22 protein-coding genes are annotated in these 23,403 nt (G+C 71.6%); 16 read left to right on the plus strand and 6 right to left on the minus strand.

What is annotated here, in order from left to right; genetic code table 11:
- Positions 1-18: 18 nt before the first annotated feature.
- From GA0115233_RS02110 to GA0115233_RS02145, 8 genes are all read left to right on the plus strand, one after another.
- Entirely contained in the window at positions 19-663 is a 645-nt protein-coding gene (locus tag GA0115233_RS02110) for an HAD family hydrolase (RefSeq protein WP_093718301.1), read from the plus strand.
- Between the two features lie 112 nt (positions 664-775).
- Entirely contained in the window at positions 776-1,987 is a 1,212-nt protein-coding gene (locus tag GA0115233_RS02115; RefSeq protein WP_093718302.1) for an MFS transporter, read from the plus strand.
- Positions 1,938-3,113, plus strand: a complete 1,176-nt coding sequence (locus tag GA0115233_RS02120; protein WP_093718303.1) for an acetoin utilization protein AcuC — start codon at positions 1,938-1,940, stop codon at positions 3,111-3,113. The genes GA0115233_RS02115 and GA0115233_RS02120 overlap by 50 nt, the downstream gene beginning before the upstream one ends.
- 99 nt (positions 3,114-3,212) lie before the next feature.
- Entirely contained in the window at positions 3,213-4,028 is an 816-nt protein-coding gene (locus GA0115233_RS02125) for a phosphatase (protein WP_093718304.1), read from the plus strand.
- Between the two features lie 129 nt (positions 4,029-4,157).
- Positions 4,158-4,370 carry a helix-turn-helix domain-containing protein gene (locus GA0115233_RS02130; protein ID WP_004984898.1) on the plus strand — a complete coding sequence of 71 codons (213 nt, stop codon included), beginning with the start codon at positions 4,158-4,160 and terminating at the stop codon, positions 4,368-4,370.
- Positions 4,371-4,527: 157 nt separating this feature from the next.
- Positions 4,528-4,626, plus strand: a complete 99-nt coding sequence (locus GA0115233_RS02135; protein ID WP_003948845.1) for a 30S ribosomal protein bS22 — start codon at positions 4,528-4,530, stop codon at positions 4,624-4,626.
- 294 nt (positions 4,627-4,920) lie between these two features.
- Entirely contained in the window at positions 4,921-5,982 is a 1,062-nt protein-coding gene (locus GA0115233_RS02140) for an NAD-dependent epimerase/dehydratase family protein (RefSeq protein WP_093718305.1), read from the plus strand.
- A 14-nt stretch (positions 5,983-5,996) separates the two neighbouring features.
- The gene (locus GA0115233_RS02145; protein WP_093718306.1) at positions 5,997-7,055 is read left to right on the plus strand and encodes a lysophospholipid acyltransferase family protein; all 1,059 of its coding nucleotides are present in this window, start codon (positions 5,997-5,999) and stop codon (positions 7,053-7,055) included.
- Between the two features lie 121 nt (positions 7,056-7,176).
- On the opposite strand, the gene GA0115233_RS02150 is transcribed toward GA0115233_RS02145, so the two are convergent.
- From GA0115233_RS02150 to GA0115233_RS02160, 3 genes are all read right to left on the minus strand, one after another.
- The gene (locus tag GA0115233_RS02150) at positions 7,177-8,409 is read right to left on the minus strand and encodes a DUF5667 domain-containing protein (protein WP_093718307.1); all 1,233 of its coding nucleotides are present in this window, start codon (positions 8,407-8,409) and stop codon (positions 7,177-7,179) included.
- A 233-nt stretch (positions 8,410-8,642) separates the two neighbouring features.
- On the minus strand, positions 8,643-9,416 hold the full coding sequence (locus GA0115233_RS02155; protein WP_093718308.1) for an ECF subfamily RNA polymerase sigma factor, BldN family: 774 nt from the start codon (positions 9,414-9,416) through the stop codon (positions 8,643-8,645).
- A gap of 925 nt (positions 9,417-10,341) precedes the next feature.
- Positions 10,342-11,268 carry an HAD family hydrolase gene (locus GA0115233_RS02160; RefSeq protein ID WP_093718309.1) on the minus strand — a complete coding sequence of 309 codons (927 nt, stop codon included), beginning with the start codon at positions 11,266-11,268 and terminating at the stop codon, positions 10,342-10,344.
- A 151-nt stretch (positions 11,269-11,419) separates the two neighbouring features.
- Here GA0115233_RS02160 and GA0115233_RS02165 point away from each other — a divergent pair, with 151 nt between their 5' ends.
- From GA0115233_RS02165 to GA0115233_RS02185, 5 genes are all read left to right on the plus strand, one after another.
- The gene (locus GA0115233_RS02165) at positions 11,420-11,716 is read left to right on the plus strand and encodes a glutaredoxin family protein (RefSeq protein ID WP_093718310.1); all 297 of its coding nucleotides are present in this window, start codon (positions 11,420-11,422) and stop codon (positions 11,714-11,716) included.
- 236 nt (positions 11,717-11,952) lie between these two features.
- Positions 11,953-12,717, plus strand: coding sequence for a redox-sensing transcriptional repressor Rex (locus tag GA0115233_RS02170; RefSeq protein WP_093718311.1), 765 nt, complete (start codon positions 11,953-11,955; stop codon positions 12,715-12,717).
- Complete coding sequence (locus GA0115233_RS02175) at positions 12,714-14,399, plus strand: glutamyl-tRNA reductase (RefSeq protein ID WP_093718312.1); 1,686 nt, start codon at positions 12,714-12,716, stop codon at positions 14,397-14,399. Before GA0115233_RS02170 ends, GA0115233_RS02175 begins: the two co-directional genes overlap by 4 nt.
- The gene (gene hemC, locus GA0115233_RS02180; RefSeq protein WP_093718313.1) at positions 14,396-15,355 is read left to right on the plus strand and encodes a hydroxymethylbilane synthase; all 960 of its coding nucleotides are present in this window, start codon (positions 14,396-14,398) and stop codon (positions 15,353-15,355) included. The genes GA0115233_RS02175 and hemC overlap by 4 nt, the downstream gene beginning before the upstream one ends.
- Positions 15,352-17,052: a uroporphyrinogen-III synthase gene (locus tag GA0115233_RS02185; RefSeq protein WP_093718314.1), complete on the plus strand. Its 1,701-nt coding sequence runs from the start codon at positions 15,352-15,354 to the stop codon at positions 17,050-17,052. Before hemC ends, GA0115233_RS02185 begins: the two co-directional genes overlap by 4 nt.
- 58 nt (positions 17,053-17,110) lie before the next feature.
- On the opposite strand, the gene GA0115233_RS02190 is transcribed toward GA0115233_RS02185, so the two are convergent.
- Positions 17,111-18,487, minus strand: coding sequence for an FAD-binding oxidoreductase (locus GA0115233_RS02190; protein ID WP_093718315.1), 1,377 nt, complete (start codon positions 18,485-18,487; stop codon positions 17,111-17,113).
- A gap of 182 nt (positions 18,488-18,669) precedes the next feature.
- Here GA0115233_RS02190 and hemB point away from each other — a divergent pair, with 182 nt between their 5' ends.
- Complete coding sequence (hemB, locus tag GA0115233_RS02195) at positions 18,670-19,662, plus strand: porphobilinogen synthase (RefSeq protein ID WP_093718316.1); 993 nt, start codon at positions 18,670-18,672, stop codon at positions 19,660-19,662.
- Between the two features lie 13 nt (positions 19,663-19,675).
- Here hemB and GA0115233_RS02200 read toward each other — a convergent pair whose 3' ends face one another.
- On the minus strand, positions 19,676-20,344 hold the full coding sequence (locus GA0115233_RS02200; protein WP_093718317.1) for a DUF4232 domain-containing protein: 669 nt from the start codon (positions 20,342-20,344) through the stop codon (positions 19,676-19,678).
- 182 nt (positions 20,345-20,526) lie between these two features.
- Between GA0115233_RS02200 and GA0115233_RS02205 the strand changes: the two genes are divergently transcribed.
- On the plus strand, positions 20,527-21,783 hold the full coding sequence (locus GA0115233_RS02205; RefSeq protein WP_255310025.1) for a helix-turn-helix domain-containing protein: 1,257 nt from the start codon (positions 20,527-20,529) through the stop codon (positions 21,781-21,783).
- A gap of 6 nt (positions 21,784-21,789) precedes the next feature.
- On the opposite strand, the gene GA0115233_RS40835 is transcribed toward GA0115233_RS02205, so the two are convergent.
- Positions 21,790-21,927 (minus strand): hypothetical protein, encoded by a 138-nt coding sequence (locus GA0115233_RS40835; protein WP_176711608.1) that lies wholly within the window; start codon positions 21,925-21,927, stop codon positions 21,790-21,792.
- A 255-nt stretch (positions 21,928-22,182) separates the two neighbouring features.
- Between GA0115233_RS40835 and GA0115233_RS02210 the strand changes: the two genes are divergently transcribed.
- Positions 22,183-23,394 (plus strand): aminotransferase-like domain-containing protein, encoded by a 1,212-nt coding sequence (locus tag GA0115233_RS02210; RefSeq protein ID WP_093718319.1) that lies wholly within the window; start codon positions 22,183-22,185, stop codon positions 23,392-23,394.
- Positions 23,395-23,403 lie beyond the last annotated feature (9 nt).

Below are 23,403 nucleotides of genomic sequence, written 5' to 3' on the forward strand. Positions count from 1 at the left end.
CCGGATTAGGCTCTACCCATGCGCTATGACCTCGTCATCTTCGACAACGACGGTGTACTCGTCGACAGTGAGCCCATATCCAACCGGCACCTCGCCGCCTATCTGACCGAGCTGGGCCACCCCACCTCCTACGAGGACTCCCTGCGCGACTACATGGGCTCCGCCATGCACCGCGTACACGATCTTGTCGAGGAGCGGACCGGACAGCGGCTGCCGGCGGACTTCGACGATGTCTTCCACGCCCGGGTGTTCGCCGCTTTCGAGCGGGAGTTGAAGCCCGTGGCCGGGGCCGAGCAGGTCCTGGAGAAGCTGGCCGCTGACGGGGTGCCGTACTGCGTGGCCTCGTCCGGCAGTCATGAGCGGATCCGGGTGGGGCACCGGACGACCGGGCTGGCGCGGTGGTTCGAGGATGAGCGGATCTTCAGCTCGCAGGACGTCGGGCGCGGGAAGCCGGAGCCGGATCTGTTCCTGTACGCCGCGAAGCGGATGGGGGTCGCGCCGGAGCGGTGTGTGGTCGTGGAGGACAGTCCGCTGGGGGTGCAGGCGGCCGTCGCCGCGGGCATGGATGTCTACGGGTTCACCGCGATGACCCCGGCCTCGCGGCTGGAGGGCGCCAACGGACTCTTCGCCGACATGGGCGAGTTGCTCGATCTGCTGGTCTGAAGACAGCCGCAACTGGTCCGCAGCCGGTCCGCAGCCGGTCCGCCAAAGCTGAAGGAAATTCATCTTTGGCTGGATCTACCCACGGGTACGCCGGAGCCCTACGCTCGCCGCCATGACTGATGTGCTGTGGCGCGGCAGGGCCTCGCTGACGTTCAGCTTCTACGCCCAGGGCGTGGCCTTTGCCCTCCTGGTGACCCGCATACCGGCGATCCAGGACCGCTACGAGGTCTCCGACGCGCTGCTGCCGGCGTTCCTGGCCGCCGTGCCGATTCTGGCCGGGGCCGGGAGTGTGGCGACCGGGTGGCTGGTGAAGCGGGTACCGGTGAGCCGGGTGCTGCGGTGGTCCCAGCCGGTGGTGTTCCTGTCGCTGCTGGGGGTGGCGGCGGGGGACCGGATGGTCGAACTGGGGGTGTCCCTCGCGGCGTTCGGACTGGCCGTGGGTGCGTTGGACGCCTCGATGAACATGCTGGGAGTGAGCCTCCAGCGGGCGTACGGGCGCAGCATCATGCTCAGCTTCCATGCCGCGTACAGCCTGGGCGGGATCTTCGGCGCCACGCTGGCCTGGGTGGGGGCGCGCCTCGACTACGCGTTGCTCCTGTCGTATCTGCCTGTGGTTGTGGTGCTGATGCCGTTGGCGTTCGTCGGGAGCCATTGGTACATCGACGGTCGCCAGGAGCCGGAGGAGGGCGGGGCCGCGGCGGCGGGGAGCGTGGGGTTCAAGCTTCTGCTTCCGCTGTGCCTGGTCATGACCTTCGCCTACATCGGGGACTCCACCGTCTCCAACTGGAGCGCGAAGTACCTCAGGGACGTGCTGGGCGGCAGCCCCGAGATGGCGACCGTTCCGTACAACGTCTACATGGTGACGACCTTGTTGGGGCGCTCCCTCGGGGACTTCGGGGTGCGGCGGTTCGGGGCGGTGGCCGTGGTGCGGACGGGGGCCGTGGTGGCCGCGGGCGGGTTCGCGGTGGTGGCGTGGGCGCCGTCGGCCAACATTGGGTTGCTCGGGTTCACCTTGCTGGGGCTGGGGTTGTGCGTGCTGGTGCCGCAGACCTTCGCCGCGGCGGGGCGGTTGTCGCCGGGGGCGTCGGATGCGGCCGTGGCCCGGCTGAATGTGTTCAACTATGTGGGCTTTTTGGTCGGTTCGCCGTTGGTGGGGGCCTTGGGCGATGCGTGGAGTTACCGCGGGGCCATGCTTGTGCCGATGGTGTTGGTGCTGGTGACGCTTGTGTATGCCCGATCGTTCGAGACTGGATCGGACCGATACGGTGGCGGGCATGAGCGGCCGCGCACAGCTGATGTGGGACGAGGCAGTAACGGGCTATGACTTCGGGCCGGAGCATCCGATGGATCCGGTCCGGCTGGCCCTGACCCGGCGTCTCGTGGAGAGCTTCGGGCTCGACCAGGCCGTGGACGTGGTCACGGCGAAGGCGGCCGGGGAGTCGACGTTGCGGCTCGTGCACCGCCAGGACTACATCGACGCCGTGAAGGCGGCCTCGGCCGATCCGCGGTCCGCCGACGGGTCGTACGGGATCGGCACGCTGGACGATCCCGCGTTCGCCGGGATGCACGAGGTCTCGGCGCTGATCGCGGGGCAGTCCGTGGGCGCGGCGGAGTCCGTGTGGCGTGGGGACGCGCTGCACGCCGTGAATTTCGCGGGGGGCCTGCACCACGCGATGCCCGGCGGTGCCTCCGGTTTCTGCATCTACAACGACGCCTCGCTCGCCATCGCCCGGCTGCTGGAGCTCGGCGCCGAGCGCGTCGCCTATGTGGACGTCGACGTGCACCACGGGGACGGCGTCCAGGCGGCGTTCTGGGAGGACCCGCGGGTCCTGACGATCTCCCTGCACGAGCACCCCCGCACGCTGTTCCCGCAGACCGGCTGGCCGGAGGAGACAGGCGCGGCCGGGGACGCGGAGGGCTCGGCGGTGAATGTGGCGCTGCCGGCCGGGACCGGGGACGCGGGCTGGCTGCGGGCGTTCCACGCCGTGGTGCCGGAGCTGCTGGCCGGGTTCCGGCCGCAGGTGCTGGTGACCCAGCACGGGGCGGACACCCACTTCGAGGACCCGCTGGCGCATCTGGCGGTGTCGCTGGACGCGCAGCGGGCCGTGCAGGTCGCCTGCCACGACCTGGCGCACGAGTACGCCGACGGGCGCTGGGTGGCGCTCGGGGGCGGCGGCTACGCGGTGGTGGAGGTCGTACCCCGTTCGTGGACGCATCTGGTGGGGATCGCGGCGGGCCGGGAGATCGCCCCGGAGGCGTCGATCCCGGAGGAGTGGCGGCAGGAAGTGTTCGCCCGTACGCGGCAGTTGGCGCCGGTGCGGATGACGGACGGGCGCTGGCCCGTGTCGTACGGGGAGTGGGAGGCGGGGTACGACCCCGCGGACCGGCTGGATCAGGCCGTACTGGCGACGAGGCGGGCGGTGTTCCCGCTGCGGGGGCTGCTGCCGTAGGGGGCCACCCCTACGGGCTTGCCGTCGCCGTTACGCCAACCGTGCGCACTTCACCCCGTTCCACCCCCACCCCCGCCCCGCGTCCGCCAGCATCGCTGCGTGTTGTCCATTGGGGCTCTGCGGGGCCATCTGGTCGCTGCTCGGCTGGCGGGGGTGGTGGCCACCACCCGGGAGACGAGCCTGCGCAGCTATCGGCTGTTCGCGGCCGGGGATCCCCGGGCGCTGATGGGGGTCGACCCGTGCGCCGAGTGGGGGCAGCGGGAACTGGTCGCGTTGATGGCGGACAAATGCGGGGTTTCCCGCGATCCGCTGTGCGTTGACGGGCATGATGTGATCGATCCTGATCGGACGCTGGCGGGCCTGGAGGCGTTCGCGGGGCGGCTGCGTGCGGTCGTCCGGCGCGGCGGGGCCGTGCTCATCGGCACCGGGCACCCGCGTCCGCTGCTCGGTTTCTACGCCGCCTTGGCGGACGCTCTCTCGGCGGCCGGATGTGTCGTCCTCACCCCCGCGCAGGGTCGCTGTGTCGACATAACGACCCGGTTCGGTCTACGCACGTACAACCTTGAGTACGTACGAGGAGTCGCGCTCGTACGCGCGGCCGACGCCGTTGGCTCCGGGCGTGAGCCGGGCGCACACACGCATTCCCCGCTCCCGGTTCGGCTCGCGCTGGCGGCCGCGGCCGAGGCCGACGGGCCGCTGCCGGAATTGGTGATCGGGGATCACGGCTGGGTCTGCGGAGCAGGTCAGCTGGGGTTTGAGGCCATTGGGCTGGCCGATACCGATGACCCCGCGCTCTTCGTGGGGGAGGCGGAGGGGGTGGTGTCCGTCGTCGTTCCACTTGATGACGGTGTGCGGTCTGCTTACTACCGGCCGCTTACCCGCTACGTACTCAAACGAGCGTGTCTGTCACAGTAGGCCGCCGATGGGTGCACCTCTTCCCCACTCGCACCACCCGCCCCTACATTGGGGAGTGAGCACGCAGCGACGAAGAGTCACCGGAAGGGGAAGCCGGTGGCCGTCGAGTGCGGAAGGTTCAGGTGTGTCATGGCTGCAGCTGGCGAGAGGCCTCTGAACGAGGTTCAGTTCCTTACCGTGGCGGAAGTCGCCTCGGTGATGCGAGTGTCCAAGATGACCGTGTACCGCCTGGTGCACAGCGGTCATCTGCCCGCGATCCGGGTGGGGCGGTCCTTCCGCGTCCCCGAGCAAGCGGTACACGAGTACCTCCGTGAGAGCTATGTGGGGGTGGAAACCGCCTGACGGCACGGGGTACGGGGGGATCCTCAGGGCACCGTCGGATCTCCCCCGGCCACCTCGATTACGACCTCAGCGCTCGGGCGGGTAGGCTAGCCCCTCGTAGGTCGTGTGGGCCCATGGCGCCCAAACACCGAGTGATGAGAAGTGAGCGAGGGTAGTCGTGGGCTCTGTTATCAAGAAGCGGCGCAAGCGGATGGCCAAGAAGAAGCACCGCAAGCTGCTCAAGCGCACGCGCGTTCAGCGTCGCAACAAGAAGTAACTCGCGACGCGAGCCGCCGCGAGAGCGTGAGTGTGGCCCCCCACCGGTTGCCGGTCGGGGGCCACACTCCTTTTCCGGGGCCGTTGTGCGGCGGGCCGGACCTCGTACGCGGGCCCGGACGCTCACACTGGCTGCATCTGTTCGTCCGTCCTGTGGATGCCGTCACTTCATGCATTGGGTGGTCATCACAGCGCAACATCGACCCGCTAAGTTGGCGGCACACGGGGAACCCGGCAGGGTAACGAGCAGCGGTACATCGGGTCTGGACGAATTCCTGGAAGGAAGGCGCTGATCTTGGGAAAGGTCGTGCTCGTGACCGGAGTGGCCCGTCAACTGGGGGGCCGTTTCGTACGACGGATCCAGCGTGACCCACAGGTCGACCGGGTCGTCGCCGTGGACGCGGTTCCGCCCGAGCACCATCTGGGCGGCGCGGACTTCATTCAGGCCGACATCCGGCAGCCGACCATAGCGAGGGTGCTGGCCGAGACGGGCGCGGACACGGTCGTCCACATGGACGTGACGGGCACGGCGCTGGGCAGCGGAAGCCGGACCACGGTCAAGGAGACCAACGTCATCGGCACCATGCAGCTGCTCGGGGCGTGCCAGAAGTCGCCGACGGTCAAGCGGCTGGTGGTGAAGTCCAGTACGAACGTCTACGGCTCGGCGCCCCGGGACCCGGCGGTGTTCACCGAGACCACCCCGCCCAAGTCCCTGCCCAGCGGCGGCTTCGCGAAGGACACCGTCGAGGTCGAGGGGTATGTGCGCGGGTTCGCGCGGCGGCGGCCGGATGTGGCCGTGTGCGTGCTGCGGTTCGCCAACATCCTCGGGCCGACCGCGGACACACCGCTCGCCTCGTACTTCTCGCTGCCCGTCCTGCCGACGGTTCTCGGCTACGACCCGAGGCTGCAGTTCGTGCACGAGGACGATGTGATCGAGGTGCTGCGGATCGCCTCGCACGAGCCCGCCCGCGGCACCCTGAACAGCGGCACGTTCAATATCGCCGGGGACGGGGTCCTGCTGCTGTCGCAGTGCGCGCGGAGGCTCGGGCGGCCCACCGTGCCGCTGCTGCTGCCCGCGGTGACCTGGGCGGGCTCGCTGGTGCGTACGCTCGGTATGACGGACTTCTCGCCCGAGCAGATCCGCCTGCTGACCCACGGCAGGGTCGTGGCGACGGACCAGATGCGGGAGACCCTCGGCTTCCGGCCGAAGTACACGACCGCGGAGACCTTCGAGGACTTCTCCCGCAGCCGCGGCCCCGGACTGCTCCCGCCGGAGGCCCTCGCGGGGGCCGTGGACCGGGTCGCCGAGCTGGCCCTTCCGGGCAGTGGTCACCTCCCGACGCAGAGCGCCAACTGAGGAGCGCAGCAACGATGGCGGACGCCAAGGTCATTCCGTTCGACGACGACCGGTCCCGCGCGGGCGCCGCACCGCGGCCGCAGCGCCGCCGGAGCGTGGGGAGCCGGCGCAAGGGCGCGGATTCCGCGCTCGGCGAGGTCCAGCCCCTGCCCGGCAGGCCGGTCCCGCAGGATGATGGCCCAGTGACGGAACAGAAACCGGTGACGGACGATACGCCGGAGCCGCAGGACGACGGCGGGCTGGAGCGGCGGATCGCGGGCGGTCTGTCCTTCCTGCGCCGCCGCCTCACCGGGGACTACGAGGTCGACGACTTCGGCTACGACGAGGAGCTGACCGACCAGGTCCTGATGTCGTTGCTGCGGCCGGTGTACGAGAAGTACTTCCGGGTCGAGGTGAAGGGCGTGGAGAACATCCCGTCCGAGGGCGGCGCGCTGATCGTCGCCAACCACTCCGGCACGCTGCCGCTGGACGGGCTGATGATGCAGGTCGCGGTCCACGACCACCATCCGGCGGGCCGGCATCTGCGGCTGCTGGCGGCGGACCTGGTCTTCATGCTGCCGGTGGTCAACGAGCTGGCGCGCAAGCTGGGGCACACCCTGGCGTGCGCGGAGGACGCCGAACGGCTGCTGGGCCAGGGCGAGCTGGTCGGGGTGATGCCGGAGGGCTTCAAGGGCATCGGCAAGCCCTTCGGGGAGCGCTACAAGCTCCAGCGCTTCGGGCGGGGCGGTTTCGTCTCCACGGCGCTGCGCAAGCGCGCGCCGATCATTCCGTGCTCGATCGTGGGCGCGGAGGAGATCTACCCGATGATCGGCAACGCCAAGACGCTGGCGCGGCTGCTCGGTTTCCCGTACTTCCCGCTGACCCCGACGTTCCCCTGGCTGGGCCCGCTGGGCGCGATCCCGCTGCCCACCAAGTGGACGATCCAGTTCGGCGAGCCGATCCACACGGACGGCTATCCGCCGGAGGCGGCCGAGGACCCGATGCTGATGTTCAACCTGACCGACCAGGTCAGGGAGCAGATCCAGCACACCCTGTACAAGCTGCTGGTGCAGCGCCGGTCGGTCTTCTTCTGAGCCCGCCACAACCCGCGCACCGAAGAAACGTTTTATACGGCGAAACGCTTTATACGGCCGTACGACAACGGGGGCGCCCTTCCCGGGAAGGGCGCCCCCGTCGTGTACCGGAGCCTGGTGCCTAGTCGGCGTCCTCGGTGTCGATGCCGAGCCCGGGGAGCAGGCCCGGGAGCAGCGGCGGGAGGGTGACGTCCGGCTCGGGGAGGGCCGGGTCGCCGGCGGACGGCGTCGTACTGCCCGTGCTGTTCGGCGGGTCGAGGAGGCCGCCGGTGCTGCCGCCGAGCAGACCCTCGTCCTCGCCGGTGGAGCCGCTCGCGGACTTGCTGGGGCTGCTGGAGGAGCCGCGGCCGTCGGAGGCGCTGCTGCCGCTGCTGGGCGCGGTCGAGCGGTCCGCACCGGAGGAACCTGTGGAGGCCGACTCGGGGGCGCCCCGGTGCTTGCCGGAGCCGCCGCTCTCGCTGGGCGTCTCGGGCAGCAGGGACTCCAGCGGCGCCACGTCTTCGTCTATGGCGTCGAAGACCGATGTCACCTGCTCGCCGACATCGCCGAGCTGGACGGGGAGGCGGTCGCGCAGGGCGCCCCAGGTCTCGCGGTGCGAGCGGGAGAACCCGGCCAGGGCCTGCATGGGGCCGAGGGAGTCCGGGTCGGCGGCGTAGGCCGCGGCCAGCAGCCGGTGGCCCTCGGAGGCGTCGTGGTGCATGCCGGACAGGGCGCGCCGGACCTCGCCCAGCGTCTCGTGGTCGAGCGGGCCGCTGCGGTCGCGCTCCATCAGCCGACGGGCCTCGTTGAGCCGGGTGGAGGCCTGGTCGAGGTAGACCCGGCCGCGTTCGGAGTCCCCGTCGGCGAGGCCGCGCTTGAAGTCCTCGATGCCGCGCTTGAGGCCGTAGAGCGAGTCGCCGGGCAGGGCGTCACCGCTGGCCGCGGCGACTCCGCCGAACGCTCCGGCGGCCACACCGACGCTGAGGCCGCCTGCGGCGAGGCCCTTGGTGAGCCGGGAGCGCGGTCGCAGCTTGCCCAGTCCGCTCGCCCGGTGTGCGCCCCGGGCCCGGTGGGAGCGCTGCTCCGGCACCGCAGAATCAGCCCCGCCTCCGGCGCTCTCCAGCAGCATGGCCTCCATCGCGGCCACGAGCTGGGCCCGCTGGACGACCTTGACCTCAGGATCCAGCTCTGGCCGGGGCAGCTCCGCGAGACCTGTGGCGAGGGCCAGTAGACGGCCCTGCTCGGTCTGTTCCGCAGCGGCCGGGGCCGGTGCCGATCCTTCGGACTGCTCGGCCGCCGTGCCCTGGTCGGACTGCTCCTCCAGGGCCTGGGCGAAGGCGTTCGCCCGCCGGTGCGCCGATACGTTCGCGATCACTGGCGGCACCTCCTCTCGTCATGACGGTCGACTCCCCAGGGGGTCCTGAGGGTTGCACCACCCGACCACATCCACACGATCGAGTGATCGGAGACGGCCGGGTAGTGACCACAGGGAGCCTGCATCCCGCACAACGAGCGTCGCGGCACTTGGGTTACGGACGACGGATGATCGGATCGGGGAGTCAACGGACTTTCACCGAGAGCGAGTTGAACGCTACTGAGCGTGCGGCGTCAGCGGGCGTCGTCGGGCAGGAGCCGGGCGAGGGTACGCACGGCGCGGTACTGGAGGGTCTTGATCGCGCCCTCGTTCTTGCCCATGACGCGGGCGGTCTCGGCGACGGACAGGCCCTGCAGGAAGCGGAGCGTGACGCACTCCTGCTGCTGGGGGTTGAGCCGGCGGACGGCGTCGAGCAGGGCGGCGTTGGAGAGCGACTCCAGGACGGAGTCCTCCGGGGAGCGCTCGACCTCGTTGGCGTCGAGCATCTCGCCGGTGGTGACCTCCAGGCGGAAGCGGCTGGACTTGAAGTGGTCGGCCACGAGGTTGCGGGCGATGGTGACGAGCCAGGCGCCGAAGTCGCGGCCCTGCCAGGTGAAGGTGCCGATGCGGCGCAGGGCCCGCAGAAAGGTCTCACTGGTGAGGTCCTCGGCGGTCGCCTTACCTCCCACCCGGTAGTAGATGTACCGGTAGACGGTGTCGCTGTACTGGTCGTAGAGCCGCCCGAAGGCGTCGGCCTCCCCGGCCTGCGCGCGCTCGACCAGATCCATCATCCGGGCGCTGTCGCTGTCCGCGGCCGGGCGCCGGGGGGTGGTGGCGCCGGAGGCGCGTCCCCGTCTGCCGACGGCGGCCGTGCCGTCGGCGAGCGCGTAGCAGGGGCCGACGGGGGCGGCGGCTACGGCGAGGGCGGGGACGGCGTACGCGGTGGGGACGAAGCCGCGCAACAGGTCTTGGACCGTTGCGCGCAGCGTAGCCAGGCCCGAGGCGTCAACCCCGACGTGTGGGTACACGGGACTCCCAGAGGCAGAGCTTCCATCACGTGCAGTGCGGGACCGTTCACCCGTCGTAGCGACGGAGGGGTACCGGTTTGCGTCTGAGGAGAATAACGCTTCGTGTAGGCGCTGCTACACCCAGTTGCTCAAATCATCGATTACGTCGCTTCTGTAACCGATTGGCGGTCGGGTAAGTGCCTTGCAGTGACCGATTGTTGACCGGAAGGGATCGTATTTCGGTCGGGAGCGGGGCGTGTTGTGGCCGTGTGCAGCCAAGGGGACTGGACAGGGGGTTGGGTGGGTATGGCGCCCGGATTGGCCGGGTTCGCCTGCGCCGGTCCGCAGTTGATCGGAGCTGCACTCCGACTTTCGGTCACCGGGTGCTCCGAGTGCCGTCCGTTGTCGGCGCCGTTGGAGGTGGGTCCGCTCGCCCGCGCTCACGGGGTGCCGCTGCGCCCACCCGTGCCGTCCCAGTGGTGCGACTGCCCGTAGCTGGGGCGATATGGCGGTGCCGTCGGCTTGGGTGGGCGCTGCCTCGGTGGCACGACTGCCCGTAGCTGGGGCGATATGGCGGTGCCGTCGGCTTGGGTGGGCGCTGCCTCGGTGGCACGACTGCCCGTAGCTGGGGCGATATGGCGGTGCCGTCGGCTTGGTGGGCGCCGCCTAGGCGGCACGACGGCCCGCAGCTATGTCGGTACAGCGGTGCCGCTGCCCGCAGTTAGGCGGGTCGGGTCGGGTCGGGATCATGGGTTGCAGTCGCCCGCCGTGGGAGGGGACGGGGTGGGGGGTGTTCGCCCGCAGTGGCGGGCGTCCGGAGTGGGGGATTGATGTACGTACTGAGCCGCCCGTCCGAGGACGGACACCCCCCGCCCCGGCCCCGGCCGCATGACGGCCGTAGGCGCTACGCGTACCCCCATCCACGCGCGCGGGCCGCCGCAGGCATTCAGCGGCGACGGCGGGAGATGGCGATGGCTGCCGCTGTGCCGCCGGCGACCGCGCCCACGCCCGCCGCCGCCGGAATGCCGACCTTCGCCGCCTTCCGCCCCGTGCGGTAGTCGCGCAGCCGCCAGTCCAGTTCGCGGGCGTGCTTGCGGAGTTTGGCGTCCGGGTTGATCGCGTACGGGTGCCCCACCAGCGACAGCATCGGGATGTCGTTGTGGCTGTCGCTGTACGCCGCGCAGCGCGAGAGGTCCAGCCCCTCCGCCGCCGCCAGCGCCCGTACGGCCTCCGCCTTCGCCGGCCCGTGCAACGGCTCGCCCACCAGCTTGCCCGTGTACACCCCGTCCACCGACTCCGCCACCGTACCCAGCGCCCCGGTCAGCCCCAGCCGCCGCGCGATCACCTGCGCGATCTCCACCGGCGCCGCCGTCACCAGCCACACCTTCTGCCCCGCGTCCAGGTGCGCCTGCGCCAGCGCCCGCGTCCCGGGCCAGATCCGCTCCGCCATGTACTCGTCGTAGATCTCCTCGCCGATCGACATCAGCTCGGACACCCGGTGCCCCTGCACGATCGACAGCGCCGAGTCGCGCGCCTCCTGCATGTGCTCGGGGTCCTCGACCCCGGCCAGCCGGAACCATGTCTGCTGCCACGCGAACCGCACCAGCTCACGCGTGTCGAAGAACTTCCGCTTGTACAGCCCCCGGCCGAAGTGGAACAGCGCGGCGCCCTGCATCACGGTGTTGTCGAGGTCGAAGAACGCGGCGGCCTTGTCGTCCCCGAGCACCGGGAACTCGGGTTCCTCCTCGGGCCCGGACTCCGGTACCAACTCGGGAACCGACTTGCGCGCTGCCTCCGCAGAGGCCTCGCCTGCCAACACGCTCCGCGCCGTGGCGGAGCGCCTACGGGGGGTGAGCCATCCGAGAGCGGCCATGGCGTGAGCATAGCCAGTTTGTTCGGTGCTTCCGGAGCCGAGAGGTTCGAAGGCTGTGAACTCTCCGCGACCGTGTCGTTAAAGAAGTGATCCCATCACGGCGTTCATCAACAGTGACGCCCCTCTCCGCCCCACCACCCCCCGCGCGAGAATGGCCGACATGACTCCCCTCTTCCGCCGCCGCGAGGCCAAGAACCCCCGGGCCCCCCAGGACCGCCTCGTCACGCTCATCCGCAAACCCGGCTGTCATCTGTGTGATGACGCACAGATCGTCATCGAGAAGGTGTGCGCGGATCTGGGTGTCCCCTGGGAGCAGAAGGACATCACCGAGGACCCCCAACTCCACGACCAGTACTGGGAACAGATCCCCGTGGTGCTCGTCGACGGAGAGCAGCACACCTTCTGGCGCGTGGACGAGAACCGCCTCCGCAAGGCACTGACTGACTAGTACAACTGCGCCGGCCGGTCGCTTAGGATCGATGGAGAAGTGGTCTCGGGGGCGGGATTGATTGAGGGAAGTGTGCGGTTTTGCCTCCGAGAGCGACGTGCGTGACCCCGGTCACGTTGGCCGGGCAAATCGGACACCATCTTTGTGCACGCGTTCACAAAGACATAGCCTGCTTCCGACGGGGCGGTCTGGGGACGTACGACCGCCTGCAGCCCCGCTCTACCCGCAGGAGCACCGTGGCAACTGGCCGAACTCACCGACCGGCGACCCGTAGCCGAGGGATTCCCGAGGCCACCGTCGCCCGGCTTCCGCTGTACCTCCGCGCGCTGACCGCACTGTCGGAGCGCTCGGTACCGACGGTCTCCTCCGAGGAGCTCGCCGCCGCCGCCGGAGTCAACTCCGCGAAGCTGCGCAAGGACTTCTCGTACCTGGGCTCCTACGGGACACGCGGCGTGGGCTACGACGTCGAGTATCTCGTGTACCAGATCTCCCGTGAACTCGGCCTGACCCAGGACTGGCCGGTTGTGATCGTAGGTATCGGTAACCTCGGCGCCGCGCTGGCCAACTACGGCGGCTTCGCCTCCCGTGGTTTCAGGGTCGCCGCGCTGATCGACGCCGATCCCGCAATGGCCGGAAAGCCCGTGGCCGGCATCCCCGTGCAGCACACCGACGATCTTGAGAAGATCATCGAGGACAACGGTGTGTCCATCGGTGTCATCGCCACCCCCGCCGGTGCCGCGCAGCAGGTCTGCGACCGGCTGGTGGCCGCCGGCGTCACCTCCATCCTGAACTTCGCGCCGACCGTGCTGAACGTCCCGGACGGCGTCGACGTGCGCAAGGTCGACCTCTCCATCGAGCTGCAGATCCTCGCCTTCCACGAGCAGCGCAAGGCCGGCGAGGAAGCCGCGGCCACCGAGGGCACCGGCGCGGTGCCCGCCGTGCGCGACGAGTCCGGCGACAAGGGACCTGACGGGGACGTGCCCGCCGTGATGCCGGCATGAGTCTCCTGGTCGTCGGACTGAGCCACCGCAGCGCGCCGGTCAGCGTGCTGGAGCGGGCCGCGCTGAGCGCGGACGCCCAGATCAAGCTGCTGCAGGACACGGTCGCGGCGGAGCCCGCCACCGAGGCGGCGGTGCTCGCCACCTGCAACCGGATCGAGCTGTACGCCGACGTGGACAAGTTCCACGCCGGTGTGGCCGAGCTGTCGACGCTGCTCGCCCAGCACTCGGGGGTCGGTCTCGACGAGCTGACTCCGTATCTCTATGTGCACTACGAGGACCGGGCCGTCCACCATCTGTTCTCGGTGGCGTGCGGGCTGGACTCGATGGTCGTCGGCGAGGGCCAGATCCTCGGCCAGATCAAGGACTCCCTCGCGCGTGCGCAGGACCTGCACACCGCCGGGCGGCTGCTGAACGACCTGTTCCAGCAGGCGCTCAGGGTCGGCAAGCGGGCCCACTCCGAGACCGGTATCGACCGCGCCGGGCAGTCCCTGGTCACCTTCGGCCTGGAGCAGCTGTCCCGGACGACGGCCGTGCAGGACTGGGCGCGCGGGAAGAAGGCGCTGGTCATCGGTGCCGGGTCGATGTCGTCGCTGGCGGCGGCGACGCTGGCGCGGGCCGGGGTGGCCGAGGTCGTGGTCGCGAACCGTACGGCGGACCGGGCCGAGCGGCTGGTGGAGATCCTCGGCGAGGGCGGTACCGGTGTCTCGGCCCGCGCGGTCGCGATGGACGCGGTGCCGGGCGAACTGACACGTGCCGACATCGCCGTGTCCTGCACCGGGGCCACCGGCCTCGTGCTCGCCTCGGAGACCGTCGCGGGCGCGCTGAAGGACCGTGGGGTGCCCGCGCGGCTCGGCGCCGACGAGGTGCCGCCCGCGCCCACCCGTGCCGCCCTGGGCGGCACGAACGCCCGCAGCCTCACGGCGGCCGACGAGGAGAACTGCCCGCTCGACCTCGCCGCCGTGCAGTCAGGCTTCTCCGTCATGGGCGAGGCCGCCGTCGCCGGTATGGACGCGGCCACCCTGGAGCAGCACGCCGCCTGGGTCGACAACGGCATCCCCCGCCCGCAGAGCCCCGCCGACGAGGCCGAGGCCATCGCGGCGCTCGCCGCCGCCGCGGCCACCGTCGGACGGATCCCCGAGCGGCGCAGGCCCGAGCCGGTCGCCGAGGCGCCCGAGCCGGTGCTGTACCTGCTCGACCTCGCCATGCCCCGGGACATCGACGCGGCCGTGCACCGGCTCGGCGGGGTCCGCCTCGTGGACATCGAGTCGCTGGCCGAGGCCTCCGCGGACGCCCCGATGGCCGCCGACGTCGACCAGGTGCGCCGGATCGTGGCCGACGAGGTCGCCGCGTTCGGCGCCGCGCTGCGGGCCGCGCACATCACCCCCACCGTGGTCGCGCTGCGCACCATGGCCGCCGATGTCGTCGCCGCGGAGATCGCCCGGCTCGAAGGCCGGCTGCCGGGGCTGGACGACAAGCACCGCGCCGAGATCACCCAGACCGTGAAGCGCGTCGTGGACAAGCTCCTGCACGCGCCGACCGTACGGGTCAAGCAGCTCGCGGCCGAACCCGGCGGCGCCGGGTACGCGGACGCGCTGCGGACCCTGTTCGACCTCGACCCCGAGACGGTGGCCGCCGTCTCCCGGGCCGGGGACAGCACCGAGAAGGACCGAGGGCCGGTATGAAAGACAAGGCACTGAGGCTCGGGACCCGGCGGAGCAAGCTCGCCATGGCCCAGTCCGGGCAGGTGGCGGACGCCGTGAGCCAGGTGACCGGACGGCCCGTCGAGCTCGTCGAGATCACCACGTACGGCGATGTCTCCCGGGAGTCGCTATCCCAGATCGGCGGCACCGGCGTCTTCGTCACCGCGCTGCGCGACGCGCTGCTGCGCGGCGAGGTCGACTTCGCGGTGCACTCGCTGAAGGACCTGCCCACCGCGCAGCCCGAGGAGCTGACGCTCGCGGCCATCCCCGAGCGCGAGGACCCGCGCGACGTGATCGTCGCCCGGGACGCGCTGAAGTTCACCGACCTGCCGCGCGGCGCGCGCATCGGCACCGGCTCGGCACGCCGCATGGCGCAGCTGAACGCGTACGCCCGCGCCCACGGACTCGACATCGAGACCGTGCCGATCCGCGGCAACGTCGACACGCGCATCCGGTACGTCCGCGACGGCGAACTCGACGCGGTCGTACTGGCCGCGGCCGGGCTGAACCGGATCGGCCGGATCGAGGAGGTCACCGACTTCCTGTCGGTCGACACGGTTCTGCCCGCCCCCGGCCAGGGGGCCCTGGCGGTCGAGTGCACCGCGGACAACGCGGAGCTGATCGCCGCGCTCGGAGAGCTCGACGACCCGTTCACGCGGGTCGCCGTGACCGCCGAGCGGTCACTGCTCGCCGCCCTGGAGGCCGGTTGCAGCGCCCCCGTGGGCGCGTTGGCCGACCTGCTGGCCGACGGGCAGATTGTCAAGGAAATGCGCCTGCGCGGCGTCGTCGGCACCGCCGACGGTGCGCGCATGGTGCAGCTGTCCACCACCGGTCCCGTGCCCGAGACGCACGACCACGCGCTGGCACTCGGTCGCGAACTCGCCGCCGAGATGCTCGCGCAGGGCGCGGCCGGTCTGATGGGGGAGCGAGCACATTGAGCCCCACCACCCTTCCCACCGGCCTTGAACAAGGGCACGTCACCTTCCTGGGTGCCGGACCCGGAGATCCGGGACTGCTGACACTGCGCGCCGTGGAGGCGCTGGCGAACGCGGACGTCCTGGTCGCCGAGCACGAGGTGCTCGACGTGGTCCGGGTGCACGCCAGGTCGGGCGTGGCCGTGGTGAACACGGACCCCTCGACGGATCCGGCCCAGGGCACAGGCACGCCTCAGCTGGCGGTCGTTGACGGCGCGTCAACAACCGCCGGAGCACCCGCTGTGCGGGATGCGGCACATCTTGTCATGGAGGCCGCGCGGGGCGGCAGGCGGGTCGTGCGTGCGGTGTCCGGGGACCCCGGGCTCGATACGTACGCCGCCGAGGAGATGCTGGCGTGCGCCGCCGCCGGGGTGCCCTTCGAGGTGGTCCCCGGTATCGCGGCCGCGGTCGGTGTGCCCGCCTACGCCGGTGTGCCGCTGCGCGACGCGCAGGGCGCGGACGTGCGGTTCGTGGACGCGCGGACGGCTTCCGACCGGTGCTGGACGGAGGTCGGCGCCTCGGACGGCACGGTCGTCGTCTCCACCACGCTGGACTCCGTCGCCGCGGCGGCCGGTGAGCTGGTGGCCGCGGGCCGCAAGCCGGACACCCCGATGACGGTGACCGTCGCCGGTACGACGACCCGGCAGCGCACCTGGACCGCGACGCTCGGCACCATCGCGCAGACGCTGAAGCAGGCCAAGGTGCTGCCCTCGCCGGAGGGCGGCCGGCCGGTGATAGCCGTGGTCGGTGAGCGGTCCGCCGCGGCCCAGCGCGAGCAGCTCTCGTGGTTCGAGTCCAAGCCGCTGTTCGGCTGGCGGGTGCTCGTGCCGCGCACCAAGGAGCAGGCGGCCTCGCTCTCCGACCAGCTGCGCTCGTACGGCGCGGTGCCGCACGAGGTGCCGACCATCGCCGTGGAACCGCCGCGCACCCCGCAGCAGATGGAGCGGGCGGTCAAGGGCCTGGTGACGGGCCGCTACGAGTGGATCGCCTTCACCTCGGTCAACGCCGTGAAGGCGGTGCGCGAGAAGTTCGAGGAGTACGGGCTGGACGCCCGTGCCTTCGCCGGAATCAAGGTCGCGGCGGTGGGCGAGCAGACCGCGAAGGCGCTGATCGCGTTTGGTGTGAAGCCGGACCTGGTGCCGAGCGGCGAGCAGTCGGCGGCCGGTCTCCTGGAGGACTGGCCCCCGTACGACCCGGTCTTCGACCCGATCGACCGGGTGTTCCTGCCGCGCGCGGACATCGCCACCGAGACGCTGGTGGCCGGGCTGATCGAGCTGGGCTGGGAGGTCGACGACGTCACGGCGTACCGCACCGTGCGCGCCTCGCCGCCGCCGGCCGAGACCCGGGAGGCGATCAAGGGCGGTGGCTTCGACGCGGTGCTGTTCACCTCGTCGTCCACCGTGCGGAACCTGGTCGGTATCGCCGGCAAGCCGCACAACGTGACGGTGATCGCCTGTATTGGTCCCGCCACGGCGAAGACCGCCGAGGAGCACGGGCTGCGGGTGGACGTGATGGCTCCGGAGCCGTCCGTGCACAAGCTGGCGGAGGCGCTGGCGGAGTTCGGCGCCAGGCGCCGGGACGCGGCGCTGTCGGCCGGGGATCCGGTCACCCGGCCCAGCGAGCGGCGGCCGGGGGCGCGCAGGCGCCGGTCCACGACCTGACGTGTGACGGGTTCACCCCGTCGTCCGCGTACGTCTGTACGCGGGCGGCGGGGTTTTCCTATGCCGGGGGCACCGTGTGGCCGAAGGCGAGCAGGTTCTTCGGGTCGTAGGCGGCCTTCGTCCGCCGCAGCCGCTCGTACACCTCGGGGGTCCAGGCGCGGGCCCGGTCGGCGCTGTCGCCCGGGGTGCCGTGCAGATTGACCATGGTGCGGCCGGTGCCGTACGGGGCCATCGCCGCGTTCAGGGACCGGGTGGCGCGCTCGACGGCCTCGGCGGCGGGCGGCGCGGCCAGTACTCCTACGGCCTCCAGCAGATACCCGGCGTCGCGGGAGCAGACCGCGTCCTCGACGGAGGCGGGGCGGGCCAGCGCGCCGCCCATGTGCCGGATCTCCACCATCAGCAGCGGGCAGTCGGACACCTCCGGGCCCACCTCGGCGAGGAACGCCGTCACGGCCTCCGGGGGCAGTTCGCGCAGCAGGGCGCAGGACTCGCGGGCGGGCAGGGGGTCCTGGGGGTCCATGAAGATACGGTCGACGGCCGCGTACGGCATCTCCTCCACCGTGTCCACGACGACCGGCGCGGCCTCGCGAAGCGGGGCCAGCAGACGCTCGCCCTCTGCCGCGCCGCCCGTCCAGGCCAGGACGACCCGCGCCCAGAAGCCGCCGCGGAAGGGCTCGGGGATCTCCGGGAACGGGGGCAGGCGCAGCAGGCTGAACGTGCTGTTCATCCCGGTCGGAACCGTGCGCGTCCAGTCCGCCCAGGCGCGCAGGAGGGCCTCGGCGTCGCGGCCGTCGCAGTAGATGCCGCCGCCGAGGACGTGGGACAGCTCCAGCAGCTCGGTGACCATCGAGGTCACCACGCCGACGTTGCCCTTGCCGCCGCGCAGGGCCCAGAAGAGGTCGGTGTCGTGCCGGGCGTCCACGTCGTGGAGGGCGCCGTCGGGGGTGGCGACCCGGAGGGAGCGGACCAGATCGGCGGCGTAGCCGTAGGTGCGGCCGAGGACGGGGAGGCCGCCGCCGAGGGTGTAGCCGATGGCCCCGGCGTCGCTGGAGGAGCCGTTGAGGGTGGCCAGGCCGTGCGGGGCGGCCGCCTCCAGGACGTGCCGCCACTTGGCTCCGGCGGCGATCGTCGCGGTGCGGGCGGCGGGGTCGACGGTGACGTCGGTCATCCGGGCGGTGCTGATCAGCAGTCCGTGGTCGATGGGGAAGTTGGCGCCGTGGCCGGTGGCCTGGACGGCGACGGGGGTGCCGGTGGCCGCGGCCCAGCGCAGCGCGGTGACGATGTCGTCGGCGCCGGTCGCGCAGACGACGACGTCCGGCGTGTGCAGGGCGGCGAGGTTGAAGCCGGCGACCTCGTCGGCGTAGCCGTCCTCGCCGGGGCGCAGGACCGGGCCGTGGATCTGCGAGAGGGAGAACAGGTCGGGGGTGGTGGACATCGGGTCCTCCGTGGCGGGCGTACGGAGGGACGGCGGCGGTCGCGGTGGCCGTCGGGGCCCTGGGTGCGGTTGTCCCTCCAGCATGGCCCCGCGGGATGGGGCGCGCAGGTCGGGTGGGCGGCGGCGGAGGTGCCGACAGGGTGTCTGTAAGGGGGCCGCGGGGGCGGGCGTAGCTTGGGGGTATGACGACGTATGGATCCTTTCCCGGTACGCGGCCCCGGCGGCTGCGGACCACGCCTGCCATGCGGCGGATGGTCGCCGAGACGCGGCTCGACCCCGCGGACTTCATCCTTCCGGCGTTCGTGCGGGAGGGGGTTTCCGAGCCCGTTCCCATCGCCGCGATGCCCGGGGTGGTGCAGCACACGCGGGACACCCTGAAGAAGGCGGCGGCGGAGGCCGTGGCCGCCGGGGTGTCCGGGATCATGCTGTTCGGGGTGCCGGAGGAGAGCAAGAAGGACGCCCTCGGGACGCCGGGCACCGACCCGGACGGGATTCTGCAGGTCGCCATCCGGGACGTGCGGGCCGAGGTCGGTGACGAGCTGCTCGTCATGTCCGACCTGTGCCTGGACGAGACCACCGACCACGGGCACTGCGGCGTCCTCGACGAGCACGGGCGCGTGGACAACGACGCCACCCTGGAGCGGTACGCCGAGATGGCGCAGGTCCAGGCCGACGCGGGCGCCCATGTCGTCGGGCCCAGCGGCATGATGGACGGGCAGATCGGGGTCATCCGCGACGCCCTCGACCAGATCGGCCGGGAGGACGTGGCGATCCTGGCGTACACCGCCAAGTACGCCTCCGCCTTCTACGGTCCCTTCCGGGAGGCCGTCGGCTCCTCGCTGAAGGGCGACCGCAAGACCTACCAGCAGGATCCCGCCAACGCGCGGGAGTCCCTGCGGGAGCTGGCCCTGGACCTGGAGGAGGGGGCCGACATGGTGATGGTCAAGCCCGCCGGGCCCTACCTCGACATCCTCGCCCGGGTCGCCGACGCGGTGGACGTGCCGGTCGCCGCCTACCAGATCTCCGGTGAGTACTCGATGATCGAGGCCGCCGCCGAGAAGGGCTGGATCGACCGCGACCGGGCCATCATGGAGAGCCTCACCGGGATCAAGCGGGCCGGCGCCCGCAACATCCTCACCTACTGGGCGACCGAAGCCGCCCAGATGCTGCGGTAGTTCGGCGAGGGGGTCAGTTCAGGGCGTCCTCCGCCTCCTGCTGCCAGTACGTGACCGTCAGCGCGCTGTCGTAGTACACGCCCTTCTTCGGCAGCGGCGCGGTGGCCGTGGCGCCGCCGTCGCTGCCCGGCTCCATGCCCTGGAAGCCGACCGTCAGCTGCTTCGCGGTCGTGCCGTTCTCCCCGCTGCCGTCGGCGGCGGAGAGCATGACACCCGCGTAGCCGGACTCACCGGGGGCGAGCGTCGGCACCGCCTGCGGCTGGGAGTCCTCCCTGACCTGCGGCGCCCACTGCATCTCGTCGAAGCGCACCAGCGGGTAGTACGGCAGCGAGCACGGCTTCGAGCCGGTGTTGGTCACCGTCAGCAGCATGTGGTTCAGGGGGCGGGACACCGTCTGGGCGGTCACCTTGGTGTTCGAGCCGTTGCAGACGACGGGCTCGGAGGAGTCGGCATCGGAAGAGGGCTGTGCCGTCTGCTCGTTCGGCTTGTTCGCCTCCTCGGTCTGCCCGCCGGTCTCCTTGTCGTCCGTCTGCTTGTCGTCCGGCTGCGCGGTGCGCGTGGTCGACGGCTCCGCCCTGCCCTCGTCCTCGGTTCCGGTGCCGTTGTCGCACGCGGTCAGGGCGAGGGCGGCGAGAGCGGCGCCGGTGGCGGCGAGAAGACGTGCGTGGCGGAAGGTGCGCATGGCTGGTTCCTTGTCCGTGTCGACGGGATCTGCTGTGGATGGGGAGAGCGTGTGCGATCTTTTGTCCCGGGCGCAGCAATCGCCGGGGGATACGGGACGCTGGAACGCCCGCACCACGTCTGACGTGGGAGAACGACCCTTTCCTGGAACGGGGGAACGGGACGACGGGGAGTGGAGGAACGGTGTCGCAGGACAGTTCGGGGGACGGGTTCGCCGCGTATCTGCGGGAGTTGAAGGACCGCTCCGGGCTCAGTTACGGGGTGCTCGCCAAGCGCCTGCACATGAGTACGTCCACGCTGCACCGCTACTGCAACGGCGACGCCGTACCCGCCGAGTACGCCCCCGTCGAACGCCTCGCCCGCCTCTGCAAGGCGACCCCGGAGGAACTGGTGGAGCTGCACCGGCGCTGGGTGCTGGCCGACGCGGGGAGGGGGAGGAAGGGGACGGCGACTCCTGAGGCACGGGTCGAGGAGGCCGAGCCGCAGCACGAACCCGAGCCGCAGAACGAGCCGGGGAACGACCCCCTCCCGCCCTCCCCGTCCCGCCTCCGCCTTCCCCGGCGTACGGCCGTCCTCGCCGGTGTCGGCCTCGCCGCTCTGCTCGCCGGGGTCGCCCTCGCCGTGAACCCCTTCTCCGGGGACGGTGAGAAGAGCGCCGACGCCCGCCGCGGTCCCGTCGGCTCCGCCGCCTCCGAGGAGCCGTCCGAGTCACCGGGCGAGAACCGGCCTTCCTCCGCCTCCCCGTCCCGCAGCACCGACCCGGCCCCGACGAAGGGCACCCCGTCCGCCGAGCCCTCCCGGAGCCGCGCGAGCGGCGGCGGTGACACCGCTGACAGCGCGGCGCCGCCCCTGACCGTCACGACCCGGCCGTACACCTGGGAAGGGCCCTGCTCCCAGCACTACTTGATCGACAAGGGCCCCTCGAAGGTGCCTCCGCCGCCGTTCCAGCAGGAGGCGCCCGCCTGGGTGGCCGCGGAGGGGGCCGTGTCGGCGGGGGAGCAGTTGGTGACGCTGACGGTGCAGGGCACGGGCAAGGAGACCGTGGTCCTCGACAGTCTGACCGTGCGGGTCGTCGGCAAGGACGCGCCGCTGCAGTGGAACGACTACGTCATGGGCGTCGGCTGCGGAGGCGACGTGCCCAGCCGGCCCTTCACGGTCGCGCTCGACGCGGGGCGCCCGGTCGTGGTGGCCGGAGCCGGGCAGCGGGACTTCCCGTTCTCGGTGAGCGAGTCGGACCCCGAGGTCTTCCGGATCACCGCCGACACCTCGGCGTACGACGTGCGCTGGTACCTGGAGTTGGCGTGGTCCAGTGGTGGTCGGAGCGGGAAGCTCGTCGTCGACGACGGGGGCAGGCCGTTCCGGACGAGCGGCAACAAGGGGCGGCCCGCGTACGAGTTCCTGCTGGGCGGGGAAAAGTGGGAGCCGTCGTCGGGCGGTTGAGGTCCGCTAGCGGTGCTCGCCGACACTGCTCGACGGGCCCTCGTCGCGCAGGCCCTTGCCGTCCTCGCAGCCGGTGAGGGCGGCGGTGAGGACGGCCAGCAGGAGGACGGCGGCGAGCAGACGGGGGCGGCGGCGTGCGGACATGGGGGGCCCTTTCGCAGGAGGGGTCCGGGGACGGTCTCAGATTGCGAAATGAGCGGGGCCGGTGCCAGCTTCCGCCGTCGATTCGGGACGGCCGGGTGCTGGGACCGTCTCTGAGCTGCGAAGACGCGCCGTCCCGGAGGGGCGGGACGGGACGGGTCTCGGGCGCCGTGTCCGTATCGCGGAAAGGTGCTTGTAGGCGGCACCTAGCTGCCTAGGGTGCGGGCAGCAGCCGAATCGCCTTCGAGGAGCCGCCACGTGACCGTCGCCGAGCCCGTGCCGTCCCGTTCCGCGTCCCTGCCGCCGCTCGCCGCGCGGGCCCGCTCCGTGGGCGGTTCCCCGGTACGGGACATCCTGGCCGTCACCGCACGGCCCGAGGTGATCAACTTCGCGGGCGGGCTCCCGGCGCCGGAACTCTTCGACGCGGACGGGATAGCGGCCGCCTACCGGGCGGTCCTCGCCGAAGTCCCCGGCCGGGCGCTCCAGTACTCCACCACCGAGGGCGAGCCGAGTCTGCGGGCCGCGCTCGCCGCCCGCATGTCCGCGCGGGGACTGCCCACCGACGCCGACGACGTGCTCGTCACCACCGGCTCACAGCAGGCACTGTCCCTGCTAGCCACCGCGCTGCTGGAACCCGGCGACGCCGTACTGGTGGAAAGTCCCTGCTACCTCGCGGCACTTCAGGCGTTCGCCTTCACCGGCGCCCGGGTCGTGGCCGTCCCCGGCGACGCGGACGGCGTGGACCCCGGCGCGCTGGCGGAACTGGTCCTCAAGGAGCGGCCCAAGCTCCTCTACACCGTCCCCACCTTCCAGAACCCCACGGGCCGCACCATGCCCGCCGAGCGGCGCGCCGCCGTCGCCGCCGTCGCGGCGAGGTACGGGCTGTGGCTCGTCGAGGACGACCCGTACGGCGAACTCCGCTTCGAGGGCGAGCGCGTGCCGTGGATCGCCGCCCACCCGGGCGCCGAGGACCGCACCGTCCTGCTCGGCTCCTTCTCCAAGGTCATGGCGCCCGGCCTGCGCCTGGGCTGGCTGCGCGCCCCCGCCGAACTCCGCCGCGCCTGCGCGGTCGTCAAGCAGGCGGCGGATCTGCACACCCCCACCGTCAACCAGCTCGCCGCCGCACGGTACTTGGCCGACCGGGACCTCGACGCCCACGTCGCCCGCGTGGCCCACGTCTACGGCGAGCGGCGCGACGCCATGCTCGCGGGACTGGCGGACGCCCTGCCGCCCGGCTCGACCTGGGGCCGCCCCGAGGGCGGCATGTTCCTCTGGGCCCGCCTGCCGGACACGTACGACACGACAGAGCTGCTGGCACGGGTGGTGCGCCAGGACGTCGCCTACGTGCCCGGCGCACCCTTCCACGTCGGCGACCCCGACCGCTCGACCCTGCGGCTCTGCTTCGTCACGGAGACCCCGGAGCGGATCGGGGAGGGACTGGCGCGGCTGGGACGGGGGCTGCGGGACTAGGGCAAGGCC

It is taken from the genome of Streptomyces sp. DI166, from assembly GCF_900091315.1.
Lineage (GTDB): Bacteria > Actinomycetota > Actinomycetes > Streptomycetales > Streptomycetaceae > Streptomyces > Streptomyces fuscus.

Bases quoted from the DNA above. Each gene is read 5' to 3' on its own strand.
- GA0115233_RS02160 (WP_093718309.1), bottom strand. From the start codon at position 11,268: ATGGCCGCTCTCGGATGGCTCACCCCCCGTAGGCGCTCCGCCACGGCG.
- GA0115233_RS02145 (WP_093718306.1), top strand. From the start codon at position 5,997: ATGGCGGACGCCAAGGTCATTCCGTTCGACGACGACCGGTCCCGCGCG.
- GA0115233_RS02110 (WP_093718301.1), top strand. From the start codon at position 19: ATGCGCTATGACCTCGTCATCTTCGACAACGACGGTGTACTCGTCGAC.
- GA0115233_RS02115 (WP_093718302.1), top strand. From the start codon at position 776: ATGACTGATGTGCTGTGGCGCGGCAGGGCCTCGCTGACGTTCAGCTTC.
- GA0115233_RS02190 (WP_093718315.1), bottom strand. From the start codon at position 18,487: ATGTCCACCACCCCCGACCTGTTCTCCCTCTCGCAGATCCACGGCCCG.
- GA0115233_RS02130 (WP_004984898.1), top strand. From the start codon at position 4,158: ATGGCTGCAGCTGGCGAGAGGCCTCTGAACGAGGTTCAGTTCCTTACC.
- GA0115233_RS02165 (WP_093718310.1), top strand. From the start codon at position 11,420: ATGGCCGACATGACTCCCCTCTTCCGCCGCCGCGAGGCCAAGAACCCC.
- hemC (WP_093718313.1), top strand. From the start codon at position 14,396: ATGAAAGACAAGGCACTGAGGCTCGGGACCCGGCGGAGCAAGCTCGCC.
- GA0115233_RS02175 (WP_093718312.1), top strand. From the start codon at position 12,714: ATGAGTCTCCTGGTCGTCGGACTGAGCCACCGCAGCGCGCCGGTCAGC.
- hemB (WP_093718316.1), top strand. From the start codon at position 18,670: ATGACGACGTATGGATCCTTTCCCGGTACGCGGCCCCGGCGGCTGCGG.
- GA0115233_RS02200 (WP_093718317.1), bottom strand. From the start codon at position 20,344: ATGCGCACCTTCCGCCACGCACGTCTTCTCGCCGCCACCGGCGCCGCT.
- GA0115233_RS02120 (WP_093718303.1), top strand. From the start codon at position 1,938: ATGAGCGGCCGCGCACAGCTGATGTGGGACGAGGCAGTAACGGGCTAT.
- GA0115233_RS40835 (WP_176711608.1), bottom strand. From the start codon at position 21,927: ATGTCCGCACGCCGCCGCCCCCGTCTGCTCGCCGCCGTCCTCCTGCTG.